Here is a 20,041-nt window from a genome sequence, read left to right as displayed (position 1 = left end):
TCTTATGGGGGAAATATGAAAAAAATCACTAGACTATTAGGCGTAGTAACGTTTGTGCTGGCGATAGGATATATATATGGAGCAGAAACGCCAATTGAAGCTGAAAACAGCGGATTTTCTCCAATACCAATCGAATCAAAAGTACCAATTTCTATGGAACGAACAGCTATAGAACATGTCCAAGCTGATGAAGAAAGCAACCTATTTACTGGGGAGATGGCAATGGTTTCAACGATGGATGAGTTTAAAGAGGCTGTGAGCAGGTCTGAGGTTTCAATTATTTCAGTACAAGAGAATTTAGTTGGAAGTTCAGCAAGTAAAATGGCGATAAATCGTTCATTACTAATTCTAGGGAATGACCACACATTGGATTTTACAAATAATGACTTCTTTTTTCAGCTAGAAGAAGTAACAGAACCTTCTGTTTTTCGTATGGAAAATGCAACGATTACCAAAAATGGAATGTTTCTGTGGGTATTGTCTTCTGTAGAAGATAGCGAAAACTGGACACTTGAATTGGAAGATATTCAAGAAGCGGGTTGGTATGGTAAGCAATTAGCTAGTCTTCCTCAAGGAGTGGTTCGATTCACTGGAGGAGTTTCTAACTTTACGCAACCATCATCAACGACATTCATTGAGTCAAAGGAAATATTCGTTTCAAATAATGCAGAAGTTGTTATTAATCGAGATAGCACAATATTCTTCTCATCTGATGCAACGATAGCTTCTCCAAAAGTGATAATTGAGGAAGGTGCATTTGTATCAATTACAGCATCAGGCCCAGAGAATGTAATTGATTTGCGTGGGGATGATTCAGAGATATTAATACAAAATGATGCTTTTTTGACGATAAATTCTGCAGGAACGAATAGTGCTGCAGGAATGAAGAGTGCTATCGCATTAGTTGGAGCAAAACCAAAAGTTTCTGTCTTATCAGGAGGAAGTTTAGTAATATCCAGTACAAATAATAAACTAGGAATCTCTTTAGATGGTGAAGGACCAGAAATACAAGTTGATGATGGAAATATGTCTATAGATTCTACAGTGACATCAATTTATTTGAACGGTAAAGAGCCAAAAATAATTGCTCAAGATAGTAATATAATAGTTAAAAGTACAAGTAGCCATATTAAAGATAGTGGTATTTTTTTAACAGGAGATGATTCGCAGTTTCTATTAACTAATAGCATCCTTGATATGAAATTAGTTTCTTGTCAAGGAATTACCATGGGAGGTACTGCTCCTGAGATGAAATTGAACAATAGTGAAATAACAATAGATACAGATATAAGTATTTCTCTAGAATTTGGAGAAATAAACTTGGTGGGTAGTGATCCTGCCCTTTTGTTAGAAAATAAGAGTAAGATCAATATTGATTCAACAGGGAGTAATACGAATATTCTGGTTAAGGGTAATAATCCAACTTTGAAGCTATCAAATGAATCTGGGATAACTATTAATGCTGCAAGTGAATATGACAGGGGCAATAATGCTGCTGCGATTCGTGTATCCGGTCCATCACCATATCTAGATATTAGCGACAATTCAATATTTGATATCAACATTACATCTGGTAAGAAAAAAGGATTGGAAATCAGTGGAGCTGATTCAGACATTTCTATTGTTGCTAGTGAGCTTATAATTAAAACCGCTGAACAGCAATCAATGGCACTACACGTTGCTGGGCTTAGGGAGGTCATACTAGACAATGGGAATGCACTAATTAAAGATAGCAAAATCCATACTCCTACTGGGCATATATGGTTAGCTGTAGGTGAGACATTAGCTATAGATAATTCTGAAATCATTACACCTATGTTGACGTATACTTCCAAGGATACAACAATAAAAAATCATTCTTACCTCAAACTTCACCAAGATGATGCTAACAATGGTGACCCTTGGAACAGTTTTAATGCAGTTTTACTAAGCATTAAGGGTGGTGCTTTAAACATCCAAACCAATTCTGTTGTAGATATTCATAAAACCAGTAAGAGTATGGCGGGTACAGTGAATATGAATGCAGGAATATATTTCAATGAGCCTGGTATTGTGACTGTTGAATCAGGAGGGAAATTATCTGTTTACAATAAAGGACAGGGTGGTCCAAGAGATGCTTTTGGGAATGCAGGTGTAGTAATTAACCAAGTTGCTATTGATGTGCGCTGTGGTCTCATTGTAAAGGACCCAGATAGTGAGATAAAAATTTATTCAGAAAATGGTGCCGCAGTTAGTTATCTGCATGCGCACGATTCTCTTAATGTGGAAATAGAGGTATCTAACTATGGTTCTTTTGAAGCACGAGGAAATACAGCTACAGAGTACTCTGGCATTTTCGAATTTGGATATATGACCGTGATACTTGATAGCCCGTCATTTTTTGATTTTCGGAACGATAGTCAAGGTGGTGGACGAGTATTTTCTACAGGTACTAATTCACAACTGACTGGTATCAATAGTGATTTGGCTCTTTGGAAAAGTAGATCCGATTTAGACGGTGATCCATACTTGAGTTTTAATACTCTAGACTTTCAATTTAGTGGGCCTAATTTTAGTACGTTGGTATCCACTAGTAATGAAGAAGAGCTGAATACTTCAACTATTGGCACGACAGGCTTACAGGACTATGCCCGAGTAAGTTCAGGAAATGCAGTTGATATTGAAGAATCAGTTTTAACAGTGGCGTTTGTTAATGAGGAAAACCAGATGATGCCTGGATATACTTTGACAATTGGGGAAGGTCAAACCATTGATACTGCTTTAAATGTGGGGGATGTGATTGACTTAACCGGCAGTGAGTTCCAAGCAGTTCAGGATCAGCTGACAGCGCTGGAAACAGCAGGGTATGAGATCAGTATGCGACCGGAGAATGAAACCAATTTCTCTATTACAGAGACTGCACAGACAGTGACCTATAAAGTCACAGGGCAGCTGTTTCTAAAATCAGCCCCGTCAACCGTTGACTTTGGCAGCATCACGTACAATGCGAAGGTGCAGCGAGTAGACAATCCAAGTACGGATGGTGATTTGGTGGTTACAGATACTCGTGCCAATCAAGCCGCTGGCTGGACATTGTATGCCGCATTAACTACAAACATGAAAAATGATGAAACAGGTTCTGTAATGAACGAAGCGCTTTGGTATGTGGACAGTGCAGGAGAGGAAATCTCTCTAACATTGGATTCCGGCAATCAGCCTATTTATACCAATGCCTCTGGCGGTACCTTTGATGTCACTGGCACATGGGGCGATACGTCAGCAGATCCTGGATTGAAATTAGTTGCAGACCCAACCAAAACCACGGTATCAAGTATCGGCACCTATTCTGGTGTAGTGACTTGGACAATCATGGCTGAACAACCGTAGAAGGGAAGGAAAAAATGACTATAAGAAAAGCTTTCCTCCTGAGTCTTGCCCTGTTCCTGGTTGGTATAGCTGGGTTTTCGCCAACTGCATCGGCAACAATGGGTGCCGGAGGGCAAGTCAAGACTAAAGGACAAATTACATTTTATGAGGGGACTATTGAATCATCACTACCAGAACCATCGACCGCTGAACCAGCACAAACTTCCAGCAGCCGTGCAGCAACAGTAACAAAACCACAAGGAGGAGGAACCCTTCCCAGCACAGGTGAAATCGTACAAAAGTACAGCCTGATGGGAGCAGGTTTAATCGCGGCGTTGATCTCCTTCTTCCTCTTCCGTCGGAGAAAGAAGGAGGAGCTATGAAACTTATTACTTATTTCAAGTGTTCGCTTGCTCTGCTTCTTTTCGCCGGTATGACGGCAGCTGTTGGAGAACAGGCCTGCGCCTCCAGTCTGGACGGCAGAGGTTCTGTAAACGTGGAAGGAAAGGACATCAGTCTGCCTGTTGATCCGGAAAAGCCGGGGAACGAAGTCGATCCCGGTGAAGGATCATCCACCACCGGTGATCTCAGAATTGACTTTGTTTCCAGTCTGAATTTTGCGGCCGCTGAAATCACAGAGACTAATCGAACGTATGATTCATTGGCCCAGCTGTTTTACAGTGATACAGTTGCTCGCGGGTATTATATCCAAGTGAGTGATTTTCGTTCGGAACCCTCCGGCTGGTCGTTAACCTTGTCACAGGATACACCATTTACCAGCTCAATCATTCAAACACTTGAAGATCAGAGCTTAAAGGGAGCGGTCTTGTCTTTTGGCAATGGCTGGGCAAATTCAGATGGAAACAGTCAGATACCAACGGTTAGTCGAGATACTTTAATTATCAATGAAATGAACACAGCGTATACCGTGGCAGTTGCTGGAAGCGGTCAAGGGAAAGGGGTTTGGACGATTGCCTTTGGCGCATCGGGTGAAAATACTTCGAATCAGGAAAACACTCTGACTGCGTTGACGGATAAAAATGGCAATGCCATGATTGATCCACTCTTCAACAAGCCCAGCTACAGTAATTCAGCGGTATCACTAAGTGTACCGGAAACGATTAATATTTATCCGGTTCAATATACCACCACATTAACGTGGAGTTTGGAAGCTGCACCAACAGAATAAAGCAGCACTTAACATTCGGCAAATTGGAATCATTCCATTTGTATATATATATCACAAAATCTAGGAGGAACAAAAAATGAAATTAAGAAAATTATGTGCAGTAGCGTTAGTAGCAACAATCGGAGCAGCAACAATCGGAGCAGCAGCAGCAAGTGCTGACGAAAAATCTCTAGGATCAGAAGGTACTGTAACTGTAAGCGGCGGTATTATTGACCCGGAAGATCCAGGCAGCATTATTGACCCGGAAAATCCAGAGGGACCTGGAATCGATCCGGAAACACCAGGGATAATACCAAACCCGGATATTGAAAGCAAAGGGATTATTGCAGTTTCTAATCTAAAATTTGGCAGTGTTGAAGTTGGGACAACTTCTGTAAATGCTAGATCTATCGCCTTAATTGATGAGGAGGGCGAAGAAACAGGTGAAACACGTGGGAATATCGTATCATTTGGTGATGTGACTGGTTCGTATACTGGGTATACAATTACCGGTGAATTGACAAGCCAATTTACAAACGATACAACAACGCTTAATGGCGCATCAATCACATACACAAACCCACTATTGGCAACATCAGGAACAGGAACAATTGCAGCAGCAGTTCCGGCATCCGTTGTATTGAGCACAGAAGAAGGTGCACAAACATTTGTTTCTGCAGGAGAAGGCGAAGGAAGCGGTCTATGGACATTGGAATTTGGTCAAAGCGCGACTTCTGAAGCAGGTACTCCTGGAACAGCTGAAGATGCTGTTCAATTGGATATTCCTTTAAGTGTTGCATCTGCAATGACTGTAGGAACATATACTGCCACAGTTACTTGGACAATGGGTGCTACTGCATAATAAAGAACCATTAGTTTTATGTTTTATTGGGGTAAGCTGGTAATTATTTACCAGCTTGCTTTTTCAATCAATGTATATACATAGAACACATCTCTTGTTTTCACTATAAATAAAAATGATGAGGTTAATTATAATGAGGAAAGACTTTCAGAAAAAGAATGTAAATAATTTTTTTAAGGTGTTCATCAGTTTCTTTCTGCTGAGTTTCACAGTGACAGCAACGAACATAACTGCTTGGGGAGCAGAGGCAGAAGGGGAATCTTCTTCTATAGGGGGCTTTACTTATAGTCTTGAATTTCCGGAAAATCAACTAAACCCGAATCTGGGCTATTATCAGCTAATGATGACCCCTGGTCAGGAACAGAGCCTCGCTGTTATTCTTAGTAATCCAGGCTCAGAAGCAATCACTGTCAATCTGGCATTGAATGGCGCCAAAACCAATAAAACAGGGGTTATTGAATATGCCAATCGTGACATTGAAAATGATGCATCATTGGCTTTCGCTTTTGAGGACTTGGTAACGGGTCCTGAATCGGTGGAATTGGCAGCCGGTGAGACAAAGCAAGTGACGCTTACTGTTAAGATGCCTGAAACCAGCTTTGAAGGAGTCATTGCCGGTGGCCTGCAAATGATGAAGGCGGGGCAGACAGAGGACGCAGACTCTAGCGGAGGGTCTAAGGTTGTCAATCAGTATGCCTATGTGGTGTCCATTCTATTACAAGAGAGTGACACAGAGCTTGTCCCTGATCTTCAGTTTAACCGTGCCTATGGAGGACAGTTAAACTATCGCAACTCTGTGTACATTAATTTTTCTAATGTGATTGCGGCGTATTTAAATGATTTGACCGTGGAAGCACAGGTGATGAAAAAGGACAGCAATACCGTTTTGTATGAAGCGAAAAAGACCTCTATGCGAATGGCGCCAAACTCCTTTATGGAGTTTCCGGTTAGTATGAATGGGGAGCGAATGGAAGCCGGCTCTTACACGACTCATGTTCTGGCCACTTCTGGGGAACAGCGCTGGGAATGGACGGAAGACTTTGAGATTACAGAGGATGAAGCACAGAAATACAATGAGCGGGATGTCGGTCTGACGCAGGAAACAGGAATCAACTGGCAGCTGATTGCACTCATTGTGGGCGGCTTTGTCGCAGCAGTTGTGGTGATCTTTGGATTGATTACTCTTTTCCGCAAAAAGAAACAACGAGATATGCAGACCGCAAAAGGTACGCAGAAAAAACAACCGTCAAAGAATAGTCATACTGGAACACTCAAGAAGAAAAGACGTTAAAGAAGAGTAGGAGTACTGAAAATGACAATACTTGCTTGGATTATTATGGGAGCTGTGGCTGGAGCGATTATTTTCCTGCTGCTGACCCTTTACTTTTTAGCTCAGATCTTTTTTCAAAGTCAGAAGTTAAAACGATTGCCGAAACGACCGCCTAAGAATAAGAAAAAGCGAAGAAGATGGACGGCTGCCATCGCAAAGCTGAAACAACGACGCAAACGGGCGCTGCTTTTCGTCATTGTTCTATTAATATCGGCTGTTGCTTGTGGAGGCGGCGCAGGCTATGCCAGTTATTATCAGTCGATTAATTTGTCTTCTGGTGATTCTGCGTTAATTGTTCGCTCGTATTATTTACTTAGAGATTTCAAAGCAGAATTGACGAAAGCTGCCCAGCAGGAAGAGACAGAGGTAGCTTCACAGCAGAACATTCGCTATTTGGCGACCACCTTGGCGGCTTATTCTACCAAGAAGGCCAGTACTGTGAATACACCGGAGGGGCAATCGGCTCTAAACCGGTACTATGCCTCCTTGTCTGAGCTAGGGATGAATGCAACAATGATGAGCGGAAATTTTTACGGGAATGGTGAATTGGCGGAAGAGTTTTTGGCAGACATTGAGAAGACGATCACCTATGAGACAACTGCTTTTGAGTATTACAAGGTGAACCAGTCCGAGCTTGAGGAAGAAGGAGCCAGTGAGGATGAATGAGTCGAGAATTAAAGCAAAAGAATTCGCCTCATCAACGAAGACCCTCCTCCCCTCAAAACACCCCAAGCAATAAAAAAGGGGAAGTCGGGAAGCACTCGTCCGCCAAGAAGAAAAGAAAACGACCGGCACTTGCTTCTGCCAGCCAAAGCCGTTCAGGAAAAGCAAACAGCAGACCGCAGAAAAAGGCTGTTGCAATGACCGGCCAAAAGAAGCGTTCGAAACCGGTAACCAATGTGTCTTCTAATCAAAAGACATTGGCGAAACGACCGGCTTCAACGAGGAAAAAGAAGCTACGGGAGAGTAAAAGCGCCCCCAAAAGAGTCTTGCGTAAAAAGCGAACCCTGTTACACCGTATGAGAACAGGGGCAGGGGCGCTGTGGGCGGCATTCCTAGCTGCGGTGCTTCTTTTCCTGTTTGTCAGTTCGTTATTTGTTAAAATCACCAAAGTTTCCGGCTACAGCATGATGCCGACATTACAGGATAATCATACGGTTCTGGTTCAAAAGACGAAAGCAGTTAACCGGTTTGATCTGGTACTGTTTCGTCGGGGAGAGACGCAGCAGGTTCGCCGAATTATTGGTTTGCCGGAAGAACAGATCAAGTATTCAGAGGATTTTCTTTATGTGAATGGTGAGGTAGTGGATGAGAAATTTATCATTGATGAAATCAATGAAGCCCAAAAAAATGGGGGACAGTACACGGCTGATTTTGATCAGTATGATATCAGCCGGGAAGCGGTCATCCCCAAGAATTGTTATTTGGTTTTAGGAGACAACAGAGAATATGGGTATGACAGTCGAGATTATGGACTGATTGACAAGGAGCAGGTGATAGGGGTTGTTCGCATGCGTTTATTACCTTTGAATGACTTGACGGCTTTCTAAAAAAGAGACAAGAACAAAGTAAGTGATTGCGTATGGAGGCGAAAAGATGAAAAAAATTACTAAACTGCTGCTAGTAATAACATTCTTATTAACAATAGGGTATTTGTATAAACCAGCAATACCGATTGAAGCTAAAAAGGATGCCCCCCTTTCTATTCAAAGTGAGCCAGAGATACTAACGCTTAGGAATCAAGCAACTGTAGAAACTACACAAGTAGGCACTAATGGTCAAGCAGCTGAAGAAATTGATCCATTTACTGGTGAAATAGCAGAAGTTTCGACAATGGATGAATTTAAGGAAGCTGTGAGCAGGTCTGAGGTTTCAATTATTTCAGTACAAGAGAATTTAGTTGGAAATACAGGAAGTGAACTAGCGGTAAATCATTCACTGCTAATTCAAGGGAATGGACACACATTGAATTTTGCACATAATAATCTTTATTTTCAATTAGGAGAAGTAGCTGAATCGTCTGTTTTCCGTATGGAAAATGTAACGATTACAAAAAGCGTTATAATGCCATTGGTGAATGCTTCAGCAGAAGCGAGTGGAAATTGGACATTTGAATTGGAAGATATTCAAGAAGTAGATGCGAATACCATGCAATTAGCGGCTCTCCCTCAAGGCGTTGTCCACTTCACTGGAGGTAATTCCAGCTTCATACGGTCGCAATCGACGAGAACATTTATTGAAGCAAAAGAAATAATCGCATCAAATCATGCAGAAGTTGTTATTAGCCGTGGAAATACTGCAGTCTTTTTCTCAGCTGAAACGGTATCTTCTCCAAAAGTAACAATTGAGGACGGCGCATCTGTCTCAATTACAACAGCAGCACCAACAGCAGGTGTGGGGGCTACAGCTAATACAATCGATTTACGTGGCAATAATCCAGAGCTGTTAATACAAACAGCCGCTTCCTTGATGGTGAGTACCATAGGGACAACAACTTCTCCTACAAATACGAATGGTAATACTATCGCATTAGTTGGAGCGAACCCCAAACTCTCTGTTTTTTCGGGAGGAAACGTAACAATATCAAGTACCGCAGCTAAACGCGGAATTTTTTTATTTGGTGATCAGCCAAGCTTAGTAATGCAACTAGGTGAATTAAATGTTACAGCAACAACAGGTCAAGGAATTTGCTTATCTGGCAAGGAGCCAAAAATAATTGCTCAAGATAGTAAAGGAATAATTGAAAGTACTAGTGGACAACGGATTAACCTGCAAGGGGATGATTCACAGATACTGCTAACTAATAGTGTATTTGATATGAAAGCAACTAATGGTCAAGGTTTTTTCATGGGAGGTACGACTCCTGAGATGAGATTGAACAATAGTGAAATAATAATAACAGATAGAGACGATTCTAATGGAATAAACTTATCAGGCGCTGACGCCGTTCTTTTATTAGAAAATAAAAGTACGATTAATATTGTGGGTAGAGGAGCTGGGACTATTAACTCGGATATTAGAATTGGAAATGCTGAGTCTAATCCGATATTAAAGTTATCAAATGAGTCTAAAATATCTATTGAGAGCATGGGGCGTAGTGGGAATGCGATTTATTTATCGGGTGAAAAACCGCAGGTAGATATTAGTGATGGGTCAATACTTTCTATAGATATTGTATCTGGTAGTAAAGCAGGATTATTTGTCCAAGGAATGAACGGAGATATTTCTATTGTTGATAGTGAGATTATGGTTAAAACAGCTCGAGAGGCATCTGCAATAGAAAGTACTAAGTCAGAAACAGGGAATACTGTAATTAAAGATAGTAAAATACATATTCCAATGGGGAATTTATGGTTGATGACAGGAGAGACATTAACTATAGATAATTCTGAAATTGTTTCACCCCGGCTATTTTACAATGCCCTAGAGACAGTAATAAGAAATTATTCTTACCTCAAACTTTATCATGATGGCAGCACTTCATCCATTGGTAATAATCTCCTGGAGGGGATACATGAAGGCGTCATGGGATCTGACAGATTGTCAAATACTACTTTAAGCATTCAAACCAATGCTGTTGTGGATATTAGCAGGACCGATGGAAAAGTTAATAATAATAGTGGATTAAGAAATGCGACTGGTGCTGTGGTGACTATTGAATCAGGTGGGAAGTTATCTGTTTACAATAAAGGAGATGGTGTGCCTAGTGATAGTCAAAATGCGGCTCCTAATGCGGCTGTAGCGTTTAGAGGTAGTAATGGTAATGTGCAAAGTGGTTTCATTGTAAGGGATATGGGAAGTGAGGTAAGAATTCACGCAGAAAATGGTGCGGCAATCACTAACTCATGGTACCTCACTAAATTTGATATGATGCTGGAAGTATCGAATTATGGCTACTTTGAAGCACGAGGAAATACAGCTACAAATAATTCAGGTACTTTCAATATTGCAGCTGCGGACATTGTATTTGATAATCCATTGTTCCTGGATTTTCGGAATGATCGTCAAGGCGGCGGACGAGTGTTTTCTACAACTAGTAATTCACAACTAACTGGTATCAACAGTGACTTGGCTCTTTGGGAAGGCGGTTCAGATTTAGACGGTGATCCATATTTGAACTTTAGAAAGTTAGATTATCAATTTAGCGGGAGTAATTTAACTGAATTGGTGTCTACCAGCAATGAAGAAGAGCTGAATACGTCAACGATTGGTGCGACAGGCTTGCAGGAATATGCACGAGTAAGCTCAAATAATGGGCGCTGGGCAATCGCAGATGAATTACGTGTACCAACCAATGCAGATAAGCATATTTATGGACGTGTGAGTGTTCCTGTAGGACTGGAAGTAACTCGTCCAGCATGGACTGATGAAGCAGAAGTAATCGTAGAAGTGGAACGAAAGAATGGTTCACTGGAAGAATATACTGCTACCACTGTGGGGCATACTAAGGACGAAGTTGGACTCAGCGTTTACGGTGAAGAGCCAAGAGGAGGACTCTTTGACATTGAATTAGATGAATTCCTGAAAGCAGGCGATAAAGTTCGTATCAAGGAAGTAAAGCTGGTTTCAGACGAATTAACTCTGGGAATGGAAAATCTGATTCTTACAGATACGGTGGAGGTGTTCCCAATTGTACCACCAAAACCAGCAGAATTTTCCTCGAAAATGATTGGAAAAACGGCTGCCGGCATTCAGGGACATTCTGAAAATAAGGAAGTGGAAGTGACGGCTGCTCATAATGGGCAAGCCTTTGACACCTCTGGTGTAACAGTGGATGATGATGGGGATTTTACCATTGACTTAACGGCACTGACCTTGGAAGAAGACGATATAATACAAGTGTTTTTACGAGATAATGAAGGATTGGCAGGCAACGCTGGTGTAATTGCCCCGCCTGCAACCAATAATGAGCGTGGAAATATTAACCCGGCAGAATCCTTTGATTTTCATGATACTACATTTGAGCCTGCCGCAACCCTTATGGTTACCAGAGCATCCGTTTTAACAGCAGTGTTTGTTAATGAAGAAAATCAGGTGATGCCTGGCTATACTCTGACAATTGGGGAAGGTCAAGCCATTGATACCGCTTTAAATGTGGGGGATGTGATTGACTTAACCGGCAGTGAGTTTCAAGCGGTTCAGGATCAGCTGACAGCGTTGGAAACAGCAGGGTATGAGATCAGTGTGCGACCGGAGAATGAAACCAGTTTCTCTATTACAGAGACTGCACAAACGGTGACCTATAAAGTCACAGGGCAGCTGTTTCTAAAATCAGCCCCGTCAACCGTTGACTTTGGCAGCATCACGTACAATGCGAAGGTGCAGCGGGTAGACAATCCAAGCACGGATGGTGATTTGGTGGTTACAGATACTCGTGCCACTCAAGCTGCTGGCTGGACATTGTATGCCGCATTAACCACAAATATGAAAAATGATAAAACAGGTTCTATAATGAACGAAGCCCTTTGGTATGTGGACAGTGCAGGAGAGGAACTCTCTCTAACATTGGATTCCGGCAATCAGCCTATTTATACCAATGCTTCTGGGGGAACCTTTGATGTCACTGGTACATGGGGCGGTACGCCAACAGAGCCCGGATTGAAATTAATTGCAGACCCAACCAAAACCACGGTGTCAAGTATCGGTACCTATTCTGGTGTAGTGACTTGGACAATCATGGCTGGACAACCGTAGAAGGGAAAAATGAGCATAGGAAGAGCTTTCCTCTGGGGTCTTATCCACTAACACCATTAGTAATACAGATAAAATATACAAAAAGACAATTTGATAGATTTTGGGATAGTGGTATTACTTGTGTTTATCTTCTTTAATTGGAGAAAACCAGAGAATCAGATTTATAGTGGAAATTTAAGGAAGAATAGTACAAGTTAGAACTTATTAATGGGGAGGTATGAAAGAAATGAAAAGAAAGGTACTTTGTGCTCTTTTTTTGATGATAATTTATTTTTATTGTGGTCAAGGAGTTGCTGCAGCAGAGAAAGGTGCTGATAAGATCCCTAAAGGAGCTATCCAAATTGAGGGATTGTTTACTTCGCCTAATGGGAGTGGAATTCAGGTCAATAATATTAATGATCCTAGTCAAAACGGCGGCTTTCCATATACAGAACTTAAATTATCAGGAAGAAGTAATTGGGTGTCTGTTTGGTCAGAAAGTACATATCGTTTAGATTTTACTAAATCTTTCAACGGAAGAGCGTATGTGAATTTTGGTACAACGAAAGCAGATGGGTTTGCGTTTGTCATGCATAATGATCCCAATGGTAGAAGAGCCCTAACAACAGAGAATAATGAATCAACTGATGGTCAGAATTTAGGCGTGTATGGGGCTGCCAGAAGCTCTAAATCAGGTTTTTTGGGGACTACGCTTCATACACCAGAAGAAGGTGCAATAAAAAATTCTGTAGCTGTGGAATTTGATTTATATGCTAATAGAGGAGACACCTCTGTATATGATGTGAGAGAAAGTAATGGACCGCATGTGGCTTATTCTTTTCCTGGAAATTTAGAAAAAGGGTATCAAGCTGTAGGACCTGGATTAGCAGATGAAGGATGGTGGTTTACAGGTTTGTTAAAGGAAACCAGAAATGCACGAATAAAGCATTATCAGACCTATTCATTACCAGGTATTTTAGGAGATCGTATTCAAGATGGTACTTGGTATGAGTTTATTTATTCGTTTGAAACAGGGACAAAATCATTTTCTTATCAGTTAAGGAATCCTGTTACAGGAAAAGCAACACCAATTGTCAAAATTCCTTGGGCAGATTTGAACCAAGAGCTGAAGTTGGCTACGAATGGATATAAAGCATATTGGGGATTTTCAGCAGCAAATGGGATATTTCAAGGAGAAACAGCTTTTGTATTTACGCAAGTACCTGTTGAACTAAGTGGTGAAGTAAAGAGTGATGTGGTTCTAAAGGATGGAACTGGACAGGAGAGTTCTGTTGTAGTTGCTGAAACAGATGAATTGGGCTCGGTTTTTGTGTCATCTGATGATAGTGTTAGTTTAAAAAGCACATTTTCTGTAAGAGGGGAACTACCTTATGAGGTATCTCAATGGAATGGAATTGTAGAGGCAGGGATAGTTGAAAATGAAGGTGAGGAAGTATTAATTAGCTATATTAGGCGTAATGGAGCTGGAGCAGTCATAGGATCTACTCAACATAAGTCTGCAATACTGGATGTTGATGGACAGATAAAAGTGGCGTTTAATCCAGGTGAATTACGGCTGTTGTCAGGTGAAAGTGTAGAATTTTTTATTGATAATATAAAAATCAGAAGATTCGTAAACAATCATTTTAAGACCAATTTTATGAGTTATATCGAAGGGAGAGAACTGAGCAGTGTTTCTAATTTTCAGAGCTTCTTTAGTCTCCCTGCATATTTCTGGGTAAATGCGGAAGATCGACGTGCTGAACTTTCTTGGACTCCACAGAATTCAGTAAAAGAAAAAGAACTAATAACCAGTGGAACCGATGTTTTAACAATCCCGTTTTATTGGAAGGACCCTGACACAGGAGACTCGTTGAATTTTGTTTTGGCGAAAGAAGGAGGAGCTGTAATAGATACTTGGGGTGCTACTGCACTTGGTAGTGAGTCATTCGTTGCTGCAAGTTTAACAATTCCTCAGGAGCGGCTTGAGCAGGGACAAAATGTGTTTACGTTGGACGTATACAATAGTGAACTGTTGCCATCGTTCTCACAAGATCAAATTATTTTAATTGTGAATGTTCCTCAGTCAGCGCAAGTCAAGGTTGAATTTATAAATGAAGAAAACCAGGTGATGTCAGGCTATACCCTGACAATTGGGGAAGGTCAAACCATTGATACTGCTTTAAATGTGGGAGATGTGATTGATTTAACCAGCAGTGAGTTCCAAGCGATTCAGGATCAGCTGGCAGCACTGGAAACAGCAGGGTATGAGATCAACGTGCGACCGGAGCATGAGACCAATTTCGCTATTACAGAACCTGCACAGACGGTGACCTATAAAGTTGCCGGGCAGCTGTTTCTAAAATCAGCACCGTCAACTGTTGACTTTGGCAGCATCACGTACAATGCGAAGGTGCAGCGAGTAGACAATCCAAGCACGGATGGTGATTTGGTGATTACAGATACTCGTGCCAATCAAGCCGATGGCTGGACATTGTATGCCGCATTAACTACAAACATGAAAAATGAAAAAACAGGTTCTGTAATGAATGAAGCGCTTTGGTATGTGGATAGTGCAGGAGAGGAATTTGCCTTAACAGTGGAGTCTGGCAATCAACCTATTTATACCAATGCCTCTGGTGGTACCTTTGCTGTCACTGACACGTGGGGGGACACGCCAACAGAGCCTGGGTTGAAATTAATTGCAGACCCAACCAAAACCACGGTGTCAAGTATCGGTACCTATTCTGGTGTGGTGACTTGGACAATCATGGCTGGACAACCATAGAGGGGAAAATAGGGTACCTGCGTTACAGGATAATAATACGATTTTTCAAGAGACGAAAGCGATTGACCGGCTTGATCTGATACTATTTCGCTAGGGAGAGGGAGAGACACAGCAGGTTCACCGAATCGTTGGTCTGCTGGAAGAACAGATCAATGATTCAGGGAATTTTCTTTATGTGAATGGTGAGGTAGTGGATGAGAAATTTATCATTTGAATGACTTGACGGCTTTCTAAAAAAGAGACAAGAACAAAGTAATTAATTGCGCATGGAGGCGAAAAGATGAAAAAAATTACTAAACTGCTGCTAGTAATAACATTCTTATTAACAATAGGGTATTTGTATAAATCAGCAATGCCGATTGAAGCTAAAAAGGATGCTCCCCTGTCTATTCAGATTAAGCCAGAGGTACTGACTCTTAGGAATCAAGCAACTGTAGAACGTACACAAGTAGGCACTAATGTTCAATCAGCCGAAGAAATTAATTCATTTACTGGTGAGACGGTAATGGTTTCAACGATGGATGAATTTAAAGAAGCTGTGAGCAGGTCTGAGGTTTCGATTATTTCAGTACAAGAGAATTTAGTTGGAAGTTCAGCAAGTATGATAACGATAAATCGTTCCCTGCTAATTCTAGGGAACGACTACACGTTGAATTTTAATGGTCTTTATTTTCAATTAGGAGAAGTAGCTGAACCGTCTGTTTTCCGTATGAAAAATGCAATGATTGCCAAAAGTGGAACGACTCCACTGGTGAGCGCTTCAGCAGAAGCGAGTGGAAATTGGACACTTGAATTGGAAGATATTCAAGAAGTAGATGCGAATACCATGCAATTAGCTGCTCTTCCTCAAGGTGTTGTCCACTTCACTGGAGGTAATTCCAGCTTCATACGGTCGCAATCGACGAGAACATTTATTGAAGCAAAAGAAATAATCGCATCAAATCATGCAGAAGTTGTTATCAGTCGTGGAAATGCTGCAGTCTTTTTCTCATCTGCAGCGGTATCTTCTCCAAAAGTAACAATTGAGGACGGCGCATCTGTCTCAATTACAACAGCAGCACCAACAGCAGGGTGGGGGGCTACAGCTAATACAATCGATTTACGTGGCGACAATCCAGAGCTGTTAATACAAACGGCCGCTTCCTTGATGGTGAGTACTATAGGGACAACAACTTCTCCTATAAATACGAATGGTAATACTATCGCATTAGTTGGAGCGAACCCCAAAGTCTCTGTTTTTTCGGGAGGAGACGCAACAATATCAAGTACCGCAGCTAAACGCGGAATTTTTTTATCTGGTGAAGAGCCCAAAATACAAGTTGATGATGGAAAGATTTCTACAAGTTCTGCTACAAGGGAAGCAATTTTTTTATCAGGCAATCAACCAAGTGTAATGATGGAATTAGGCGAATTAAACGTTGTGTCAACAACAGGTAAAGGAATTAATTTATCTGGCGATCAACCAAGTATAGTGATAGAACTAGGTGAATTAAATGTTACAGCAACAACAGGTGAAGGAATTTACCTATATGGCAAGGAGCCAAAAATAATCGCTCAAGATAGTAAAGGAATAGTTGAAAGTACTAGTGGACAACGGGTCAACCTGCAAGGGGATAATTCTCAGGTATTGCTGACTAATAGTGTATTTAATATGAATGCAGCTGTAACTGGCGGTCGTACTTTTCTTATGAACGGTACGGCTCCTGAGATGAGGTTGAATAATAGCGATATAGTAATGACAGGTATGACGGGAATAGGCTTGTTAGGAACAGATGCTTCTCTTTTGTTGGAAAATAAAAGTAAGATTGATATTAATACGGGAGGTTCTGTGATTAATGTTGATGATATTAGCATTGGAAATCGTACTTCTAATCCGACATTGAAGCTATCAGGCGGGTCTGAAATATCTATTAATAATCCAGGTAGAGCTGGTCGTGCGATTTATGTCAATGGTGAAGGATCGCAGGTAGATATTAGTGGTGAATCAACAATTGATATTACAGCTGAGGATAAAGACGGAATACTTTTTTGGGGAGACAATGTAGATATGTCTATTGTCGATAGTGAGGTTATAGTTAAAGCAGCCCTAGATCATTCTGCCATAGGAGGTTCTTTAGGAGAAAAAGGGAGTACAGTAGTTAAAGATAGTAAAATACATGTTCTATCTGGACAGTTATGGTTTGTGGCAGGAGAGACGATAGTCATAGATAATTCTGAAATTAATTCACCTCGATTCCTTTACAATGCTCTAGAGACAGTGATAAAAAATCACTCTTACCTCGAACTTCATCATGATGGCACGCGTTCAGGCTCTGGTTCTCAGGTAACGCATCCGATTGAGGCTGAAATATTGCAAGGAGTCATGGGAAGTAGCAGATTGGAAGCTATAGAAGTAATCATTCAAACCAATGCTATTGTGGATATTCAAAGAACTGATTACAATACTTCTACTCAATCTGGAGGCTTGAGAAATCGGACTGGTACTATTGTGACTGTTGAATCAGGAGGGAAATTATCTATTTATACTGAAAAGCAGGGTACTACTACACACCGTGTCGATGCTGTGAGGTTTGTAGGTGATAATGGTAATTTGCGAAGTGGTTTCATTGTAAGAGATATGGGGAGTGAAGTAAGGATTCATGCAAAAGATGGTGCGGCAATCACTAATGTATTGGGTTTTACTAAATTTGATGTGGACTTGGAAGTATCTAATTATGGTTACTTTGAAGCACGAGGAAATACAGATTCCAATTTGGCTATTTTCGATATAGGAGCTGCGAACATTATATTTGATAATCCATTGTTCCTAGATTTTCGGAATGATCGTCAAGGCGGCGGACGAGTGTTTTCTACAACTGCTAATTCACAACTAACAGGTATCAACAGTGACTTGGCTCTTTGGGAAGGCGGTTCAGATTTAGACGGTGATCCATATTTGAATTTTAGAAAGTTAGATTATCAATTTAGCGGGGTTAATTTAAGGACACTGGTATCCACCAGCAGTGAAGAAGAGCTGAATACGTCAACGATTGGTGCGACAGGGTTGCAGGAATATGCACGAGTAAGCTCAAACAATGGGCGCTGGGCAATCGCAGATGAATTACGTGTACCAACCAATGCGGATAAGCATATTTATGGACGTGTGAGTGTTCCTGTAGGACTGGAAGCAACTCGTCCAGCATGGACTGATGAAGCAGAAGTAATCGTAGAAGTGGAACGAAAGAGCGGTTCACTAGAGGAATATACTGCTAAAACTGTAGGGCATACTAAGGACGAAGTTGGACTCAGCGTTTACGGTGAAGAGCCAAGAGGAGGACTCTTTGACATTGAATTAGATGAATTCCTGGAAGCAGGCGACAAAGTTCGTATCAAGGAAGTAAAGCTGGTTTCAGGCGAATTAACCCCGGGAATGGAAAATCTGATTCTTACAGATACGGTGGAGGTGTTCCCAATTGTACCGCCAAAACCAGCAGAATTTCCCTCGAAAATGATTGGAAAAACGGCTGCCGGCATTCAGGGACATTCTGAAAATAAGGAAGTGGAAGTGACGGCTGCTCATAATGGGCAAGCCTTTGACACCTCTGGTGTAACAGTGGATGATGATGGGGATTTTACCATTGATTTAACGGCACTGACCTTGGAAGAAGACGATATAATACAAGTGTTTTTACGAGATAATGAAGGGTTGGCAGGCAACGCTGGTGTAATTGACCCGCCTGCAACCAATAATGAGCGTGGAAATATCAACCCGGCAGAATCCTTTGATTTTCATGATACCGCATTTGAGCCTGCCGCAACCCTTATGGTTACCAGAGCATCCGTTTTAACAGCAGTGTTTGTTAATGAAGAAAATCAGGTGATGCCTGGCTATACTCTGACAATTGGGGAAGGTCAAACCATTGATACTGCTTTAAATGTGGGGGATGTGATTGACTTAACCGGCAGTGAGTTTCAAGCAGTTCAGGATCAGCTGACAGCGCTGGAAACAGCAGGGTATGAGATCAGTGTGCGACCGGAGAATGAAACCAGTTTCTCTATTACAGAGACTGCACAAACGGTGACCTATAAAGTCACAGGGCAGCTGTTTCTAAAATCAGCCCCGTCAACTGTTGATTTTGGCAGCATCACGTACAATGCGAAGGTGCAGCGGGTAGACAATCCAAGCACGGATGGTGATTTGGTGGTTACAGATACTCGTGCCAATCAAACCGCTGGCTGGACATTGTATGCCGCATTAACCACAAATATGAAAAATGATGAAACAGGATCTATAATGAACGAAGCCCTTTGGTATGTGGACCGTGCAGGAGAGGAACTCTCTCTAACATTGGATTCCGGCAGCCAGCCTATTTATACCAATGCCTCTGGGGGAACCTTTGATGTCACTGGTACATGGGGCGGTACGCCAACAGAGCCCGGATTGAAATTAATTGCAGACCCAACCAAAACTACGGTGTCAAGTACCGGTAACTATTCTGGTGTAGTGACTTGGACAATCATGGCTGGACAACCGTAGAAGGGAAAAATGAGCATAGGAAGAGCTTTCCTCTGGGGTCTTATCCACTAACACCATTAGTAATACAGACAAAATTATACAAAAAGACAATTTGATAGATTTTGGGATAGTGGTATTACTTGTGTTTATCTTCTTTAATCGAAGAAAACCAGAGGATTTGATTTATATAGATGTAATGTGAATAATTTGGTTTCACTTTTTCTGCTGTCATAAATTAGATCATCTTACTATAAGACTGGGACAAATAAATACTCCCATATACCAATATCAAATCGGATTTATTCTGGTAAAGAATAAGAGGTATGAGAGGAAGTTGTTCCAGTTGATTAGAAGGATAGGATTGGATAGTCAGAAAAATG

General features: G+C 41.3%; 10 protein-coding genes. All 10 read left to right on the top strand.

The window, feature by feature from the left end; translation table 11 throughout:
- Nucleotides 1-15: 15 nt before the first annotated feature.
- Nucleotides 16-3,366 (top strand): pectate lyase-like adhesive domain-containing protein, encoded by a 3,351-nt coding sequence (locus LI954_RS08660; protein WP_229444233.1) that lies wholly within the window; start codon nt 16-18, stop codon nt 3,364-3,366.
- A 14-nt stretch (nt 3,367-3,380) separates the two neighbouring features.
- Nucleotides 3,381-3,728: an LPXTG cell wall anchor domain-containing protein gene (locus tag LI954_RS08655; protein ID WP_229441502.1), complete on the top strand. Its 348-nt coding sequence runs from the start codon at nt 3,381-3,383 to the stop codon at nt 3,726-3,728.
- Nucleotides 3,725-4,534: a WxL domain-containing protein gene (locus LI954_RS08650; RefSeq protein ID WP_229441501.1), complete on the top strand. Its 810-nt coding sequence runs from the start codon at nt 3,725-3,727 to the stop codon at nt 4,532-4,534. Before LI954_RS08655 ends, LI954_RS08650 begins: the two co-directional genes overlap by 4 nt.
- 76 nt (nt 4,535-4,610) lie before the next feature.
- On the top strand, nt 4,611-5,375 hold the full coding sequence (locus LI954_RS08645; RefSeq protein ID WP_229441500.1) for a WxL domain-containing protein: 765 nt from the start codon (nt 4,611-4,613) through the stop codon (nt 5,373-5,375).
- A gap of 133 nt (nt 5,376-5,508) precedes the next feature.
- Nucleotides 5,509-6,666 (top strand): DUF916 and DUF3324 domain-containing protein, encoded by a 1,158-nt coding sequence (locus LI954_RS08640; protein ID WP_229441499.1) that lies wholly within the window; start codon nt 5,509-5,511, stop codon nt 6,664-6,666.
- A gap of 21 nt (nt 6,667-6,687) precedes the next feature.
- Nucleotides 6,688-7,371 carry a hypothetical protein gene (locus LI954_RS08635; RefSeq protein ID WP_229441498.1) on the top strand — a complete coding sequence of 228 codons (684 nt, stop codon included), beginning with the start codon at nt 6,688-6,690 and terminating at the stop codon, nt 7,369-7,371.
- Complete coding sequence (lepB, locus tag LI954_RS08630) at nt 7,368-8,255, top strand: signal peptidase I (RefSeq protein WP_229444232.1); 888 nt, start codon at nt 7,368-7,370, stop codon at nt 8,253-8,255. The genes LI954_RS08635 and lepB overlap by 4 nt, the downstream gene beginning before the upstream one ends.
- A 46-nt stretch (nt 8,256-8,301) precedes the next feature.
- The gene (locus LI954_RS08625) at nt 8,302-12,399 is read left to right on the top strand and encodes a pectate lyase-like adhesive domain-containing protein (protein ID WP_229444229.1); all 4,098 of its coding nucleotides are present in this window, start codon (nt 8,302-8,304) and stop codon (nt 12,397-12,399) included.
- Nucleotides 12,400-12,625: 226 nt separating this feature from the next.
- Nucleotides 12,626-15,166 carry a lectin-like domain-containing protein gene (locus tag LI954_RS08620; RefSeq protein WP_229444227.1) on the top strand — a complete coding sequence of 847 codons (2,541 nt, stop codon included), beginning with the start codon at nt 12,626-12,628 and terminating at the stop codon, nt 15,164-15,166.
- 280 nt (nt 15,167-15,446) lie between these two features.
- Nucleotides 15,447-19,682 (top strand): pectate lyase-like adhesive domain-containing protein, encoded by a 4,236-nt coding sequence (locus LI954_RS08615; protein ID WP_229444225.1) that lies wholly within the window; start codon nt 15,447-15,449, stop codon nt 19,680-19,682.
- Nucleotides 19,683-20,041 lie beyond the last annotated feature (359 nt).

The sequence above is a fragment of the Enterococcus sp. CWB-B31 genome, from assembly GCF_020567645.1.
In the GTDB taxonomy this organism is placed as follows: domain Bacteria; phylum Bacillota; class Bacilli; order Lactobacillales; family Enterococcaceae; genus Enterococcus_L.
Note: the sequence above shows the minus strand (reverse complement) of the source record. Positions and strands in the feature narration are given on the sequence as shown.